This window comes from Polystyrenella longa (assembly GCF_007750395.1).
GTDB classification, from domain to species: Bacteria; Planctomycetota; Planctomycetia; order Planctomycetales; family Planctomycetaceae; genus Polystyrenella; species Polystyrenella longa.
In genome coordinates, this window is record NZ_CP036281.1 from 2,919,714 (window position 1) to 2,934,924 (window position 15,211).

General features: G+C 47.4%; 15 protein-coding genes and 1 tRNA gene. 7 read left to right on the forward strand and 9 right to left on the reverse strand.

What is annotated here, in order from left to right; all coding sequences use genetic code 11:
- Positions 1–3: 3 nt before the first annotated feature.
- Both Pla110_RS10795 and Pla110_RS10800 read right to left on the reverse strand, forming a co-directional pair.
- Entirely contained in the window at positions 4–420 is a 417-nt protein-coding gene (locus tag Pla110_RS10795; protein ID WP_144995778.1) for a hypothetical protein, read from the reverse strand.
- A 198-nt stretch (positions 421–618) separates the two neighbouring features.
- Positions 619–900, reverse strand: a complete 282-nt coding sequence (locus Pla110_RS10800; protein ID WP_144995779.1) for a hypothetical protein — start codon at positions 898–900, stop codon at positions 619–621.
- A 737-nt stretch (positions 901–1,637) separates the two neighbouring features.
- Between Pla110_RS10800 and Pla110_RS10805 the strand changes: the two genes are divergently transcribed.
- On the forward strand, positions 1,638–3,305 hold the full coding sequence (locus Pla110_RS10805; protein WP_144995780.1) for a hypothetical protein: 1,668 nt from the start codon (positions 1,638–1,640) through the stop codon (positions 3,303–3,305).
- 413 nt (positions 3,306–3,718) lie between these two features.
- On the opposite strand, the gene Pla110_RS10810 is transcribed toward Pla110_RS10805, so the two are convergent.
- The 4 genes from Pla110_RS10810 to Pla110_RS10825 all read right to left on the reverse strand — a co-directional run bounded on the left by Pla110_RS10810 (position 3,719) and on the right by Pla110_RS10825 (position 7,029).
- On the reverse strand, positions 3,719–4,327 hold the full coding sequence (locus Pla110_RS10810; protein WP_144995781.1) for a hypothetical protein: 609 nt from the start codon (positions 4,325–4,327) through the stop codon (positions 3,719–3,721).
- A 122-nt stretch (positions 4,328–4,449) separates the two neighbouring features.
- Positions 4,450–5,358 (reverse strand): DNA-methyltransferase, encoded by a 909-nt coding sequence (locus Pla110_RS10815; protein WP_197440657.1) that lies wholly within the window; start codon positions 5,356–5,358, stop codon positions 4,450–4,452.
- 112 nt (positions 5,359–5,470) lie between these two features.
- Positions 5,471–6,340, reverse strand: a complete 870-nt coding sequence (locus Pla110_RS10820; RefSeq protein ID WP_197440658.1) for a DNA-methyltransferase — start codon at positions 6,338–6,340, stop codon at positions 5,471–5,473.
- Between the two features lie 104 nt (positions 6,341–6,444).
- Positions 6,445–7,029, reverse strand: coding sequence for a hypothetical protein (locus Pla110_RS10825; RefSeq protein WP_144995784.1), 585 nt, complete (start codon positions 7,027–7,029; stop codon positions 6,445–6,447).
- A gap of 737 nt (positions 7,030–7,766) precedes the next feature.
- Between Pla110_RS10825 and Pla110_RS10830 the strand changes: the two genes are divergently transcribed.
- The 5 genes from Pla110_RS10830 to Pla110_RS10850 all read left to right on the forward strand — a co-directional run bounded on the left by Pla110_RS10830 (position 7,767) and on the right by Pla110_RS10850 (position 10,800).
- Positions 7,767–8,795, forward strand: a complete 1,029-nt coding sequence (locus Pla110_RS10830; protein ID WP_231742988.1) for a DNA adenine methylase — start codon at positions 7,767–7,769, stop codon at positions 8,793–8,795.
- Positions 8,796–8,863: 68 nt separating this feature from the next.
- Positions 8,864–9,286 (forward strand): secondary thiamine-phosphate synthase enzyme YjbQ, encoded by a 423-nt coding sequence (locus Pla110_RS10835; RefSeq protein WP_144995786.1) that lies wholly within the window; start codon positions 8,864–8,866, stop codon positions 9,284–9,286.
- A 2-nt stretch (positions 9,287–9,288) separates the two neighbouring features.
- Positions 9,289–9,630 (forward strand): CPCC family cysteine-rich protein, encoded by a 342-nt coding sequence (locus Pla110_RS23155; RefSeq protein WP_144995787.1) that lies wholly within the window; start codon positions 9,289–9,291, stop codon positions 9,628–9,630.
- Positions 9,631–9,720: 90 nt separating this feature from the next.
- On the forward strand, positions 9,721–9,957 hold the full coding sequence (locus Pla110_RS10845; RefSeq protein WP_144995788.1) for a hypothetical protein: 237 nt from the start codon (positions 9,721–9,723) through the stop codon (positions 9,955–9,957).
- A 513-nt stretch (positions 9,958–10,470) separates the two neighbouring features.
- Positions 10,471–10,800, forward strand: coding sequence for a MerR family transcriptional regulator (locus tag Pla110_RS10850; RefSeq protein ID WP_144995789.1), 330 nt, complete (start codon positions 10,471–10,473; stop codon positions 10,798–10,800).
- 444 nt (positions 10,801–11,244) lie between these two features.
- Here Pla110_RS10850 and Pla110_RS10855 read toward each other — a convergent pair whose 3' ends face one another.
- Positions 11,245–11,883 carry a DUF4291 domain-containing protein gene (locus Pla110_RS10855; RefSeq protein ID WP_144995790.1) on the reverse strand — a complete coding sequence of 213 codons (639 nt, stop codon included), beginning with the start codon at positions 11,881–11,883 and terminating at the stop codon, positions 11,245–11,247.
- Positions 11,884–12,251: 368 nt separating this feature from the next.
- Here Pla110_RS10855 and Pla110_RS10860 point away from each other — a divergent pair.
- A tRNA-Lys gene (locus Pla110_RS10860) sits at positions 12,252–12,329 on the forward strand.
- Positions 12,330–12,517: 188 nt separating this feature from the next.
- Here Pla110_RS10860 and Pla110_RS10865 read toward each other — a convergent pair.
- Together Pla110_RS10865 and Pla110_RS10870 are read right to left on the reverse strand one after the other, a co-directional pair.
- Positions 12,518–13,936: a sulfatase-like hydrolase/transferase gene (locus Pla110_RS10865; RefSeq protein ID WP_144995791.1), complete on the reverse strand. Its 1,419-nt coding sequence runs from the start codon at positions 13,934–13,936 to the stop codon at positions 12,518–12,520.
- Positions 13,937–14,068: 132 nt separating this feature from the next.
- Positions 14,069–15,181 (reverse strand): transporter substrate-binding domain-containing protein, encoded by a 1,113-nt coding sequence (locus tag Pla110_RS10870; RefSeq protein ID WP_197440659.1) that lies wholly within the window; start codon positions 15,179–15,181, stop codon positions 14,069–14,071.
- Between the last annotated feature and the right edge of the window lie 30 nt (positions 15,182–15,211).

Here is a 15,211-nt window from a genome sequence, read left to right on the forward strand (position 1 = left end):
TTGTCAAAACCCTTCTTCCGCCCAACAGACATCAGGCTTTAGTGTTGGATCAGTCAGAAGGAACTCTTCCCATTTTTGCACGAGAAGAGCCCCTTCCTCCATACTGAGAGTCACACATACACCGCCATAACACACGTCCCAAGACAATTCTTCTGCATCCTCTCCTTTAACGTCGATAAACGCCGATAAGATCACACCCGGCTGGTTACGGTGAGAGGTAGCGTACCACGTCCGCCGCCCTTCCCAGACATGGTCTCTGACTGGAGGCAATTGATAGCCCTCCTCCATGTTTGCGAAAGTCATCTGATCGACCATCGCTTGGACTTCTTCGACCCATAGATCATGGAGCGAAATGTCATCGCCGATATAAATGCGGCAAATCCTGCCCGGATGCCACCAATCAAATTCTATCTCTCTCATTAATCGCCTCCAATTCTGAGGAATTTCAGAAACCCACTTTGGACCAATCGTGTTTGTGTTTCTTTTGTCGTGATTTCTGAGCAGCTATATCCTCAGCTTCCTCCTGTGGTATTTCATCGCTGCTATTCAAGGTTCCTGCACAAAACTCACGCCATCCGGGAATCGATTCCAGAAACTCGATTTGCCATTGTTCCAACATCAAATCACCTCACACTGTTTGTCAAAGATTTCACCCGTGCGATAGTTCATCCTGTGGACGACGACCTCTTGAATTCGTCTACCCACTTTTTGCCATTGTCGTAATTCAAAACAAGCAGTCTCTGGTATGGTTTGCCCATAGTTAGGCATAACCTGTCTAAGTTGATCGACGGTCGAGTCGGGGTCACCCCAGTCATCTTCGAGACCATGTTGATAGATTCTGTCCGTTGGTGAGCTCTTGTAAGCCCATTGGCATTTTCCAAGTAAGTTTCTGAGTTTCATTTCTTTCTCCTCGACTTTAGTGTTGTTTCATTCTTCATGTGCTGCCTTTCGGATGCGGGAGTATGTCTAATGCAAAACAAGAGCTCACCCTGTCCTCGGCTACTTCCAACAGTGGGCATGGTCGACGCAACCGCAGCCACGGTTCCGGCTGCAATAGGTGTTTTAATATCTAGCATCGCAACTTCAGTATTGCGATTGATGAGACCTTCCTCACTCGGGAAGGTACAGAAGGACGCCTTAAGAGACCTCGTCCCGAGGTGCATGGCGCTCCAGTAGCTTGTGTGGTAACTGTCTTCGTAATTCGTAGTAATCTGAGGCGGAATATTATGTGAATTCTCTGAACTGGTCAAGATCAGTTCAGTCAATATAAAATACTGGGCAGGTCGTACATATTGTTATATTCCAGCGGTGTTCCAGCAAATGTTTGTATGTATATAAATGGCATGCATATATCATGATCCTGCCTCCACTCTTGTTTTGAATCCAAAAACGATGTAAAGAGTATATTCGGGAGTTCCAATAAGTATTTTAGGGATGAAAACACCGGTTGGGAAATATATATAAACGTTCCGTTTCTTGATGATTTTATTGACAAAAACTCCGGGTAATCAGTTTTAGAGACAAAAAAAACTCTGCTGCATCAGACGATACAGCAGAGAAAACTCCGACTTGGCGAAAATTTTAAATAATAGTATAATGCTTCAGTAATAAATGTTACAGGAGCCATACTATAAGTTATGCGAAAACTCAATATATATAGAAGTAATAAGAAGATAAATACGTCGGTCAAATCCAAGGCAGACAATAAAAAAGAAGAATATTCTCGGCGGCAGTTCGACGAAGAATTGAAATACATCGCAGCCACTCTCGCTGAAGAAGATAAACTGCTGAAAAGCCACAATACAAAAATTGGACGGAAAGCATCCTGTTCTTGCGGATGTGGTTTTAAGGTAAAAAAATGTCGTAAGAGAAACGAAACCATTTATAAATGGCTTCGGGATCGGACTTCGTCGTATTGCATTGGTGAATTGTGCGACGGCACGTGTCGAAAATGCAAAGATGCAAAAGCCGAGGGGAAAGAACCCGCCCCGCATCCTCGTCCGTCAAATACAAAACGGCAGGTGATGAATTCTCATAAGGGCAAGTTCCGTTGTCGAACAATGCGAAATGCTCATTATGACAAGCATTTCGAGTCTACTGAGACTCGTTACTTTGCTGGAAACGATGAGGCAAAGACATCACTGACCCTCATCGGAATCGACATAGATTGTAAGCACAAAGGGAGCGACTTTCGGGGGACCCTTGAGGGAGCCGTGGCTTTCGCCAAATGGCTAAAAAAGAATGTGTTTCCCGATATGTATTATGAAATAAGCACCAACGGAAACGGTGTCCACGGTTACGTCGTCTTGAACAAAGGTGGCGGCGGTGCGGAGTACATCAACGGTCTACTTAAGCGGCTACAAGCTCACCTACGTAAGCTGCTCTTGGAAAAAGGATTTGACGTTGGAGATGTTGAGGTAAAAGGGATGCTACCAGTTCGAAAATGGGGGGAAAAGAAAGGACAATTGCTGTCTTACAAGTCGGGCGGTCTGATTAAGCTGCCTCGGGAACGTCACCGATTCGATGAACTCAAGGATACGACAATTGTTGAAACTCTCGACCTACTGAAGTTACCAGTGGTCGAGCAAAAATCTACTCTTCCGAAGTCTTCGGTCACGAAAACCTCCAAGGGTGGTTCAATCTCTGGGAAGCTCTTCATTGAAGAAGAACTTGCAAAGCTGAATGGACATTATCTGAGATGTGCAGAAGCCTTGCTTGGAAAGGAGAAGCTCAAGGTAAACGGAAAAAACCGATCAACAGTATCTGCTGAGTATCTCGCTGTTTACTTGATGCTCGGCAAATATTTTACGGAGAATATGAATTCGGACGGTAGTTTGCCTTGGTTAAGATGGAGCCAGACTTGGAACGCTGTTTACGAAGAACAAGATATTTCCATCGAATTCAACACGGCTCGAAATGCGGCATGTCGCAGGTATCTTGATTCGTTGGGATTGATTTCTTGGCAGGACAATACCTTTGCCATGGGTGTAAGGGATGATGATGGGAAAGTTCTCAGAAAAGGTCGTGCAATGAGATGGCAGTTTGACGAAGTGCTTATGCAGTTGTTGGAGGCTCAAGAGCAGGAAACAGGCTGTGAAATAGGGGATTCTTCTTCTAGAGGGGGGGGAGGGACATCCTTATGTGTAACACGATTCCACTCTCTTCTGGAATCAATTGATTTCATCCCCCCTGAACAGCGAAATGTCCCTGAAATGGTAGAGCTCGACTATTATGAGCGGCTGAGATACATCCTTGTTGATGAAATAATCAGCCCCATCGAGGGTCAGCTAATTTTAGCTGCTTAAATCGGAGTGATACTGCGTACTTTTACTTTGAAAAAGTGTCAAAAGACAGAGTCGGTACACCGCAATACAAAAGTTGTATTTATGGTCGCACGGTCCTCAGTCAGATGTGACCATATTCCCTTCGCTGTAAGGTACAAAGCATAAAGGTAAGTCGAGACAAAGTGTTTTGAGGCGAAACTGAAGGTGTGAGGGCAAAGTACAAAAGTTGGATTCTGACCATCTATTTGCCACATAGAGGGAGTCTGGTGCCCCGCTCTGCTCTTTCCTGCGACTTCTCGGTCGCCAGTTGGTTCATGCCGTGCGTTTACAAATTGTCAGACTTGCGTTGCGAAAAGAGTTATCTTTCATCTGAGCTCCCTGAAAAATATTGATAATTAATAACCATCTACGGACGGGATGTCACCCAGACAATGTCAGGGCATTTGTCTGGATGGCGCTCGAACGTATCCTCCCCTCGTTTTATTGAGCAGTCCGATCTCAACCAAATGGGCTAAATGCCCTCGGTTGGTACCATGGTGACTTACACCAGCCTTCTTGCATATCTGTTTTCCAAATTGAGGTGTGTCATCTGCGGCCTTATAAAGTGCAAGCTGAGTGTCAGAAAGTGTTGATGGATCCACTTTGCAACGTTCATCAAGAACAGGCAACGCCTTGTCGATTAAAGACGTGAGGTTGAGTAGTTTCTCCTGAACACCCTCAAGAACTTCGGCGACACGATTATTCGAGGGCGATTGAAAGTGTGAAAACTCCTCTTCCTTCAAATCAAACCGTTTTGCAATTGATACTGGATCAAAACATTGTGGGGGGAGTCTCTTGGGAAATGATGGGTCAACTTCTTGGGATAACTCCTGTATATAGGCGAAGATCATAACGAAGCCTTCCAGATTCCACTTACCGTGGGATCCTAAGGTGACAATTTGGTTTTTCCATCTGTCGATAATTTGTCTCACTTTGTTTTTAGGATCCTCTGATCTGGCTTCCTTGATTATTTTGTCGAGAATGACTTGAGATTTATTTGACATTGACCTGTCCTAAAAAATGGGGATGAAATTGGTTGTTTGTGATGGTGACGTTACGACAGTCATCGATATTGCTAAGATGGCTGCTTGGTATTGCTGAAGGCGGAAAAAACTTTTACAAAAAGTCAAACCTGCGTTTCATCTTCGGGGGTTAGAAAAGTTGTACTTGCATGCGACTTCAAAAACGCATTGATACGTTCGACACGATCATGGCTGTCGGCATGAATTAGGCGTTCTTTAGCCATCGCCACGTAGTCAGCGTTCTGCTCCATGCCGAGGAAATGACGATGGTTAAGCAAGGCCATTTTCGGCGTCGTGCCACTCCCGCAGAATGGATCAAAGACTACCTGATCGGTCTTGCTGAAGCTTGTTATTAGGTCCTCGGCAAGTTTCTCTGCCATTAACGAAGGATGACTGCCGACAAGGTGGTAGTCTTTGGTTGTGCCCCGATACCCAATGGCGTAGTCCCACACATTGGTCCTGTATCCCCACTCATTGATCATGTGGTCATGAGGGAATGCTTTCCTCTTTTCGCCATTGGGCTTTCGCATTTGACGAGGCTCCTTGATTACACCTGCCTTCTTGTTGCGTTTGTCCTGATTTAGGTAAACGTTCTCTGGCGAATCACCTTTGCACAAAACATAGATGTAATCGAAATTGTTTGCGTACCGTTTCTGATTCGGATTCGTTGGAGGGCATCCCGTTGGGACACCAATAATGGATTGGTATGGCGTCAGCGAAAGCTCATAGACGAAAAACAACTTCTCTCTCTCCGCCTGACAGTTTTCCGCCCCCTTGACGATTTGATTGCGTACGATCCAGCAGACGACACCTCCCTGTTTAGTAATCCGAGTAAGTTCCTCGGCGACCTGCTTGAATACGTCAAAGTTATATGGTGGACCGTTGTACGTCCTCACATCGCCGTAAGGTGGAGAAGTGACCGTGAGATCGATGCAGTCGTCGGGGAGCTGCTTCATACCGTGCACGCAGTCGGTATGGAGTATTCGATTGAGAGGTAAAATGGGTTGATCCATGAGTAATTTCTTTCTTGAAAACGGGGTTGTGAAAAATTGTCCAGACATAAAAACCTGACGAAGCAATCGCTCCGTCCTTTTCGGGGAAAACGAATTCAGTGCGTTACTCTCGTTAGGGCTTAAATGAGCTCAAAAACCTATTGATTCGCTCAACTCGATCATGCGTTTCGGCATGAATGAGGCGTTTTCTTGCCATTTCCACGTATTTAGCGTCCCGTTCCATACCGAGATATCGGCGGTGATTGAGCATCGCCAATTTCAAGGTCGTACCGCCTCCCGCAAACGGATCAAAAACCAACTGATCGGTCTTGCTGAAGCTGGTTATTAGATCTTCGGCGAGTTTCTCGGGCATGAGTGCGGGGTGATTTACAATGTGGTAATCTTTGGTCGTACGCCCGTATCCAAGGGCAAAGTTCCACACGTTTGTGCGGTACCCCCACTCTTTGACTATATACTCATGTGAGCCTGAGTTCTTTATCTCTCCCTTAGCGTTTCTATGCTGGCGAGACTTCGTAGCGGCACCTACATTCGTGTTGCGTCGGTCCTTGTGAAGGTAGACGTACTCGGGTGAATCACCTTTGCAGAAAACGTAAATGTAATCGAAATTGTTTGCGTACCGTTTGTGAGATACGTCCGTAGGGGGAGAGCCTGCCGGAACAAGAATGATGGTCTGGTGCGACTTAAGAGAAAGCTCATTGACGAAGAACAACTTCTCTCTCTCCGCCTGACAATTTTCAGACCCTTTCACAATTTGGTTCCGAACAACCCAGCAAATGACACCTCTGTGTTTAGTGATACGGGTGAGTTCCTTTGCGACTTGCTGAAAAAGTTCGGACGTATAGGGCGGGCCATCATAGGTCCGCAGATTGCCGTAGGGTGGAGAGGTGACAATGAGATCGATGCAGTCGTCTGGCAGGCTTTTCATGCCCTCCACACAGTCGGTGTGAATAATCTGATCCAGAGGTAATTCGAGGTATTCCATGGGCGATAACTTTCCTGAAAAAGGTGCAGTGAAAAATTGTCCAGTCATAAAAAAAGGACGGGGCGATTACCCCGTCCTTTTCATAAAAAACAAACATATTGCGACTATGCGACGACCTCTAAAGTGGAGAGCTGATGGTCAATCTGGTCGAGGAGTGAACGGCACTCTAAAACGTATTTACCGATTTTTTCATGTTCTTCACTAGCGAGAGAATTGATCCGGCTCGACAAGTAACGAATAGCCTCAGTTGTATATACCATCGCTTCAATAAAGGGCATTTCCTGAGGGGGAGCAGGTTCTCGTTTGGGCAGGTCTATGAAACCCATCCGAGTTGCGATCTCTTTGATATGCCGCCCTGTGGCCTTTTCATCGGACTCCAAAACCTTTTCCCAGACAGCACGTCGCTCTTCCGTCAAGAGCTTCCCGAGCACCCTACATTGTCCTTCATTAGTCGGCCTGCTTTCGAAGTGATCCAAATCCACAATCACGGACGCAGCTTTGATGTAGTGAGAGACCGTTCCGGCATCCATTGACCAGCGATCCCGGCAGTACTTAGGAAACGATTTGTACTTTGGTTTCCAAAGTTCTAGTTCTTGAATTTCCGAGAATGCAGCACACATGGCAAAGAAGCCTGTGGAGCCGTCGGTAATAATCGATTCACGTTTTTTGAGTTCAGATACATTCGTCATACAATTTCTCCAAAAAGAGGTGCCCGTACGGGCGAAGCAAAAGTACACCTGCTACATACAGGTGCGAGGGTTGTCAGAATTACACGTTGATCGATAAGGTCAGATTTCGATGTGGCTCATCTGCGATTCGAGGCAGCAATCACTTTTCTGTTCCATGTGTTCTTCAAATTCAAAATGTTAAGTTGAGGCAAAAACGGTTAACGACACCTCGTCAGCAGGTGTCGAAAAGTCCGATGGAACTAGGTGAAAATAACCTAAGGCACTTGTTTTAAATGAGTTAGGGCGTTTTCTGAGTTGAGGCAAAATCGCCATACATGTCTGTAGAGAGGTGTCATCGTTCAGTTTTAAGTGGCAAAGAGTGGTGTTTTCATGTTTATGAGTGAGGTCTGTTCACGCTCATCTCTCACAGGTGTAGAAGGTGTCCCCTCAAGTTCTGGTCGAGGTGGGAGTACGCACAAAAACGCTACAGGCACTCGGGTTACGCCCACTCAGAAGTTGGGGCAATAAAAGTGGTAGCGGTGTTTGAGAAGGTGTCAGTTGTTAGATCAGGTGACGCCGAAAACTGTCCCAAATAGCTTTTCACAAATGAGTTAGGACGATTTTTAAGTAGGGGCAAAATTCCCAATTGGATTTGCTGGAAGGTGTCCTTAATTTGATTTTGTGCTAAAATCGGGTGCATGAATGAGCACCATCAAAAGCTATTCCGCAACAATCTCCGAACGTTGCTCCGCCGAGAGATGCTCTCTCAAAAGCAGGCGGCAGCACAAATTGGGGTGGACTACAAATGGTTCCGGAGGCTCTGTCATCGAGGGCTTGCTCGCCCAGATCGACGGACGCTAGATGAGCTAGAAAAGGTGGCGACGTTTTTTGGTACGACGGTATCTGGTTTATGGATCCAGCAGAATCAACCTCGTAATCATCTCCCCAGTCTGATCAAGTGGACAGGTGGCAAGAGGAGGCAGGCGAAAGAGATCGTAAGCAGGTTTCCGAGGAGAATAGGCACTTATTACGAACCGTTTCTGGGGGGAGGGTCGGTCCTGTATGAGCTACTTAGAAGTGGTGCCCATTGTGAACAAATAATGTGCAGCGACATTTGCCGACCTCTGATAGAGATTTGGCAAATTGTCAGAGACGACCCACGCTCAATTAGCGATTTCTATGACCAGATTTGGCACCGATTGAGAAACGATGGTCCTCAAGTCTTTCTGGAAGCCAGAGCTCAATTCAATAAGACGGGTGACCCCTATCTGTTCTATTTCCTGCTTAGGACCTGTAGAAACGGGTTGGTGAGGTTTAACCTTAGAGGTCGCTTCACAGCCAATCTCCACCATGGCAGACATGGGATGAAGCCGGATAAAGTGAAACTTGTGGTTTCAGAATGGTCACGCTTGTTGAGAACAAATGACGTGCGTTTCTACGTTCGTGATTATCAGCGTGTAGAATCGCAACCGGGAGATGTGCTCTATCTCGACCCTCCGTATCAGGTGAAAAGCAGCAGTCGTTTTTATACCGGGATGATTGAGTTCGATCAGTTCTACCGTTGGCTCAGAAGTCAGCAGGGATCGTACCTGCTTTCTTTGAATGGTCTGTGGGGAGGAGAGGATCGTAGAGTCGATGTACCTCAGGACCTGTATGATGAGCACAGTTATCTGGACGCAGGTAAAAGCATGTTATCTCAGTTGAGTGGGAAAAAAGCGGCTGTCCTAAAAGATAGTTTGTACGTGCGACTGAAGTCGCCCGTTGCCGGTATCGATGTACAGGAATAGAATGAATCCCTTTTGCAAACCCACGGCCAATACATTTAATCAGGCGTATTAAGGCGAAAATCAATAAAATGAAGTCACACACCGAATACTTGACCTTCAACCTCCCGGCTCGGATGGCGTTCGAGAACATCACGCCGAAGATCGAGGAGATCGTTCAGAAGAGCGGGGTTAGGGAGGGCTTGCTCTTATGTAATGCAATGCACATTACTGCGTCTGTTTTTATCAACGATGACGAATCGGGTCTCCACGAGGATTACAAGAAGTGGCTGGAAGGTCTCGCCCCTTTTGATGCGTCACCACAGCGATACGCCCACAACCGAACCGGCGAAGACAACGCTGACGCCCACATGAAGAGACAGATCATGGGCCGGGAAGTCGTCGTGGCGATCACAGATGGAAAGCTGGACTTCGGCCCATGGGAGCAAATTTTCTACGGTGAGTTCGATGGTCGCAGGCCCAAGCGGGTGCTGGTTAAAGTGATCGGGGAGTAGTCATGAGATTCCCGTGTCCAGCTTGTGGTTATTTGGTCTTCGACGAACCTCCGGGGAGCTATGACATTTGTGGGGTGTGTGGGTGGGAGGACGATCCCGTGCAACTTCGACATCCGTGTATGGGAGGCGGGGCAAACAAGCCGAGTCTTTGGGAATGGCAGCAGGCAGTCCTGCCCACGTTATCCACGGAGACTGCTTCCGAACCCGACCTTCAACGCTGTTCTGATTGGCGACCGTTGGAGGAAAAAGACTGCCATGACATAGACGACACTCCTCGAAGTAGCAGAGAATACTTTGAGTCTGCTGGTGGTGACAGTCCGGCCTACTACTGGAGGAGGACGTGACCATGACTGATCCGAGGCATCAAGTGGCTTGACCCTTGGATACCTGAACCCGATGAAGACGGTCTGCTGGCGAAAGAACTCCGAAGGGAAGTGTGTGATCGTCATATCTTGTTCGGCGTCAATGCCCGAGCCGTTGGAAAAAGAATTGACTGCGACGATGTTCTGTTTGTCACCGATGATCCCCGCAAACCCATTGCTGTTGTTCATCTGACATGGAAGTTCGAGACTGATCCAATGTGGCCGGTTACGAACATCTTCAATGGATGGCAAGACTGGATCGAGAATTGCATGATGAAAGATCACAGCGACTACACGAACTGTGAATGACAACAGCTCAACTCTCGAAGGAACGGAGCAGCTTCACGATTTGCTGAGGATGCCGCCAGAGCTTGCCGGTTCGAGTCCTGAACCCAAAGTCGTTCAGGGCTTCGCAGACTTCCATGAGGGTCTTCCCTTGATCTCGGAGTTCAGCGGCCTTCGCAGCGATTTCGGCGTAAACATCTCGAAGTTCAGCAGGTATGATGTTCTTTGGTCGCCGTGGTTTTGGTGTCGGCGGGGTCGGTTTCCGGGTGGAAATCAAGAGTATCCCAATCGGGGTTAGGAATTCACGAAATCCACGTGGCAACTGTTTTATGTTTTTGTCGATATTGGAGTGAGCTATTCAGCGCTGGAACTCGTTGTCGATTTGAAGGATAACAGAACAATACCCTACTCTTCAATCGACATGTATTCCAACATTGGAGACAAGATCGACGTACATATCAACGTATTAGAAGACCAAGATAAACAGATTGGATATACTGAGAAAAGTTAGACTTAAGACCACAGGAGAATCGAGTGATGGGAAACAAAAAGCTTCTCGCTGCGATAAGTCAACTTTCAGACCGGACAGAGCGATTGGAGAGTAAGCTCGAAGAATTGCTTCAAGTGCTCGAAGATCAAGAGCATCGAGATGAACGATCACCTCCTAAAGAGTTCTTTACACCGATTGAGGTTGCGAAGATGTTAGGTAAGTCGTCTTATACGGTTCGAGAATGGTGTAGGTTTGGAAGAATGGAAGCGAGGAAGAGGCAGACAGGACGTGGTGATGCTCTGGAGTGGGAAATCGCAGCATCCGAAATAGAACGGTTTAAGAATCATGGTTTGCTTCCTCGTCCTACGAGATATTGATTACTGTGTAGATATATGATTGCTAATGGTCTCATGTTTTCTCAGGATGCCACTCCCATTGCACCCAAGCCTACATAATATCGACGGCCTCAAAAGTGACTAAAAAATTGACTAAAAGAATGTGAGAAATGACTAAATCGACGTCTCTGAAGTGTTACATGAGAACTGTGATATAATCTAATAAATAAGGGGTGAAATGAGGTGTGGTGATGTCAGGGTTTCACGATTCCCGCCGCCTCCATTCAACAAGCCGCCGGCGATTCTTCGCCGAGCGGCTTTTTTTCTGAAATATCCAACCATCTTGAACTGGCTATAAAAACAGAGCAAATCTGACTCAACAAAGGGTGTCAGGACGGTTTGTGGTAAATTATTCTCTAATGACGGATTCCAGAATCCACTCATCGCCAGGAATCCACTGATCTCTTAATGACTTTCGGGCTTTGGCTACGATGTTTCTAAGCCGAGATGCGTTCTGATTTGTTTGCTTGGAAGGTATGGGCGTTCAAGAGGTGTGATAAGTTCATCGAATCGCTCTCCAGATGCATTCGCACGTTGGCCTGCGACGAACTCGCTCATGTCAACAATCTCGACAATCTCCCGTTTACCATAAGCTTCAAGTGTTTCCCCACGCAAACCAAGTTGGATCGCTTTTCGTTCTTCCTTGTCACCATTTGGAAGGTGATCAGGGTCCCACTGGAGTCGCACTTCCGATTGCGATAAAGCGGATTTCCACGCTTCGTGAGTGACAAACTGTTCAGGCTTGAACGACGACGGGACAGCCTGATTCAAAATCGAATCGAAGAAGTCTCGGTTAAGCCGAATACCAAGTACAACTTTCTGTCCGGAAGACTGCCCCCAATTACTGCGGTACATCATCCAGAGGAAATTTGGTTTGATCCAACTCATTCGGCTATACCTGAACTCACCGCCAAAGTAGCCATTACTAGCGGCGAATAAACCGATTTTAGGTGAATATGCTTGGTAAACCCAGATTGTGTCGTCATCAAAACTAGCCAAAATGTGCTTGCCTGACGATGGCCAACGCCTCTTCTGATCGAGATATCGTTCGGTGGGTAATTTCATTTTCGTAGGTACTCTCTAGAAACTATGCAATCGTCGAAACCATTGACGGCTCCATCAAGTGCTTTTACGAAAGCGGCTTTATAACCGACGCCAATATAAAAGTACGTTAAAGTATAAAAGCTTATTGGTACTTGCGGTCGTAAATCATTTCGCAACTGAGCAGATTGCATAGTCCATTTATCAACGCCTCAATTAGTGAGCCGAGAGTTCATCTCCTCAATTTGCAGTCCTGTTTCGGAGAGCGGGTATATTCTCTGGAAAACCAGCATCAGGCTATGTATCGCCTGATCGAATAGATGCTGTTCGTGCACGTCACTGGTCCAAACTGGAGCGAAAAAGGCAGGAAAAAGCAGATAAAGAATGACTAAGGCGGTGTAGCTCAGTGTGGTAGAGCGCCCGGCTCTTAGACCGGGTGGACGCTGGTTCGACCCCAGTCACCGTCTCCATTCAATAAGCCGCCGGCGACTTATCTCTGGGCGGCTTTTTTGTTAGATAGTAGACTGTCGTGGAGATGTTGGGCTTTGTCGAGGATGGCGTTGCCCAATTGTGAGACAGTGACTTTAACCAAGTAATCTAAACCTGATGAGGAGTAGGTATTCACCATTCATCAACTCTTTCTTCTTATGATCTAGCATCAATCGCTCGACCGACTCGCTGGCATGGAACGGTACCAGTTTACGACCAGGTCACTTAACACTTTCGATTGTTTGGTATTGGATTCAGCTAATGAAGTCGTTTCTCCAGGGTCTGCGATGACGTCGTAGAGTTGGGGGCGGGAACCGTCATAGTCGCAGAGCAGTTTCCATTTGCCGTGGCGTACTGCCAGGTCGGGCAGGTTCTTAAATCCGTAATAGCTTTTGCGGTCTGGGGGGCGGCTGAAGAAGAGAGGAGATTTTCTTGATGTAGTCGATTTTCCTAGAAGGGTACTTAGGATATTCTCCCCATCCAACTCCACAGTCGACCTACTCTGAATACCGGCCATATCCAATAACGAGGGAGCCAAATCTATGGCGGAAAAGACGGACTCTTTGTTGACCGAGCCTGCGGCATCGTCGGGAGTCATTCCTGGTGCCCATACAATCAACGAGGACCGAATACCTCCTTCATAAAGATGAGTTTTGAAACCTTTGAAGGGGCCAGCTTGACCTGCACCTTTCTCCGGACCGTTGTCGGAGCAGATCAGCACAATGGTGTTGTTTCGCAGGTCATCATCGCTTCTGATGAAATCGAACAGTTTCCCGAACTGTTTGTCCATCTCCTCCAGAACGGCGAGGTAGAGTTCACGTTTGTTATTTGTTTGTTTGATCCGTTCGTAAGAGGGCCAATAAGGGCTGTGCACGTCATCGGGCCAAAGGTTGACATAAAAAGGTTTTTCTTCCATTTTTGCGCGTTCGATAAATGTCAACGCGGCATCGACGAACCCCGACGTGATTTCAGATCGCTGCATCCAAATGACCGGTTCTCCGAGATTGACAGCGTCCTGCCAGATTCGCCCCGTTTCGCCTTGTTTGTTAATCGTTAAAGGCAAAAGATTGGCCCCCATTCCTTCGAAGTTCGTCAATGATTCATCGAAGCCGTATTCTGTGATTTCAGGTGCATCGGTGACATCACGCTGACCTCCCATATGCCACTTACCGAAATGGCCTGTGGAGTACCCCGCTTGCTGCAGGCTGCGTGCGAGCATCGGGGCCTTGGGATCCAGCCAGTTCGCCATTCCTCTTTTCTTGTTTTGCTCTCGATGGGCCAAGTAAGATGTAATGCCCCATCGTTGGGGATAAGTTCCCGTTGAAATCGCCACCCGAGATGGAGAGCAAATCGGAGAGTTGACATAAAACTGTTCGAAGGCAATCCCTTCTGAAGACATTCGGTCAATGTTCGGGGTCGTGGCATCTTTATTCCCGAAACATGAGAAATCGCCCCAACCCATATCGTCAATAAACACAAGTACGATATTGGGACGAGTGGCCCCCTTCGCATTTGAAGTGGACCAAGGGAGAAGGGAGATCACAAACAGGATCACGATCAATAATAATCTACGTCGTAAAATTCTCATCTCATTCCTATTGTCTACGTATAAATCTCAAGTGCTGGCTCTTGGAATATCGTAACCTTCAAACAACATGTAAATCACTGAAAACTTGCAGCGGAATATCTGAATAAGCCAGACTGGAGAGCGTCTTTGGTGCTACTCTTGCTCTCCGAAGTACCCTGCCAGAATATCTTCCCAACTGGGATTAGAGGTTTGTCTTAACAGGACCTGATTAATCACTTCACGCAGGGGGCTTTCGCTGGGGAGGGCGAAGGCGTAGCTTTGGCGTTCGAAGGTGACGGGCAGTACGAAGACTTCGCCGGAGTAATTCTGGTAGGCCTGATATTTCAGGATGGGGGCGTCGTACACAACCGCGTCGCATTTGTGGGTAGCCAGGCTGGCCAGAGCAGAGTCGACGTCGGGATGTTTCGTTGACATGATGTGTCGTGATCGAAGGTAATCGACGGAGGTTGAACCTGTGACTGTGGCGACCTTCGCTTTCGATAAATCCGCGGGGCCACTGATGCGTCCGCGAAGTTCCGTTAAAGTCAGAGCCGAGGTCACTGCGGCAGTGAATCCGGCAATGATGAAGAGGCCGGCAAACATCCAAACCAGGCCAATCATGCGGCCACCCAAAGTTCTGGGGACTTTGTCACCGTAGCCTACAGTGGTCAAGGTTACGGCCGCCCACCACATACCGGCGGAGATCCCTCTGATCCAGCCCTTATTGAACTGCTCTCGGTTATGGCGTCTTTCAAACAGGTAAATACCCACGGCACTGATCAGCATTGCGAGAAATAGACCTGCGACGATGCGCATGAAGGTTTTCGAGAACACGGCCTCGATAATCCCAGACCATCCAGATCCACGTTGTTTCGAACCGACGGCAATTCCGAGGCCGGAGGTGTGAAAGGAGTGGGTGAAGTCCATGCGTTTTTCACGGTCGTAGTTCATCGTAAGTGCGGCAGCAGCCAGATCGACTTCCGAGTTTTCAATGGCATCCAGCATTTCTGCCAGAGAAAGGACTTTAAATTCGATGGCGACTTCATGACCGGATTTGTATTCGAGTTCTGCCTGAATCGCACGAAGAAGTTCAATACTGATTCCCGACCATTGTCCGTCTGCATTCCGCATGGCAAATGGAGGGACTTCTCGGGTGGCGACGATGAGCTTGTCCGGAACTTCGAGCTGCGGTTGAACGTCGACAGCTTCATCATCCTGACCATCTTCCTGTCCTAAACCGATGGCAGGGATTATTAGTAGGAGCATCAGGAATAGGATTCCTGGTCGAACGGATGA

Bases quoted from the DNA above. Each gene is read 5' to 3' on its own strand.
- Pla110_RS10795 (WP_144995778.1), bottom strand. From the start codon at position 420: ATGAGAGAGATAGAATTTGATTGGTGGCATCCGGGCAGGATTTGCCGC.
- Pla110_RS10825 (WP_144995784.1), bottom strand. From the start codon at position 7,029: ATGACGAATGTATCTGAACTCAAAAAACGTGAATCGATTATTACCGAC.
- Pla110_RS10820 (WP_197440658.1), bottom strand. From the start codon at position 6,340: ATGGAATACCTCGAATTACCTCTGGATCAGATTATTCACACCGACTGT.
- Pla110_RS10865 (WP_144995791.1), bottom strand. From the start codon at position 13,936: ATGAGAATTTTACGACGTAGATTATTATTGATCGTGATCCTGTTTGTG.
- Pla110_RS10800 (WP_144995779.1), bottom strand. From the start codon at position 900: ATGAAACTCAGAAACTTACTTGGAAAATGCCAATGGGCTTACAAGAGC.
- Pla110_RS10830 (WP_231742988.1), top strand. From the start codon at position 7,767: ATGCTCTCTCAAAAGCAGGCGGCAGCACAAATTGGGGTGGACTACAAA.
- Pla110_RS23155 (WP_144995787.1), top strand. From the start codon at position 9,289: ATGAGATTCCCGTGTCCAGCTTGTGGTTATTTGGTCTTCGACGAACCT.
- Pla110_RS10835 (WP_144995786.1), top strand. From the start codon at position 8,864: ATGAAGTCACACACCGAATACTTGACCTTCAACCTCCCGGCTCGGATG.
- Pla110_RS10805 (WP_144995780.1), top strand. From the start codon at position 1,638: ATGCGAAAACTCAATATATATAGAAGTAATAAGAAGATAAATACGTCG.
- Pla110_RS10870 (WP_197440659.1), bottom strand. From the start codon at position 15,181: ATGCTCCTACTAATAATCCCTGCCATCGGTTTAGGACAGGAAGATGGT.
- Pla110_RS10855 (WP_144995790.1), bottom strand. From the start codon at position 11,883: ATGAAATTACCCACCGAACGATATCTCGATCAGAAGAGGCGTTGGCCA.
- Pla110_RS10815 (WP_197440657.1), bottom strand. From the start codon at position 5,358: ATGGATCAACCCATTTTACCTCTCAATCGAATACTCCATACCGACTGC.
- Pla110_RS10850 (WP_144995789.1), top strand. From the start codon at position 10,471: ATGGGAAACAAAAAGCTTCTCGCTGCGATAAGTCAACTTTCAGACCGG.
- Pla110_RS10810 (WP_144995781.1), bottom strand. From the start codon at position 4,327: ATGTCAAATAAATCTCAAGTCATTCTCGACAAAATAATCAAGGAAGCC.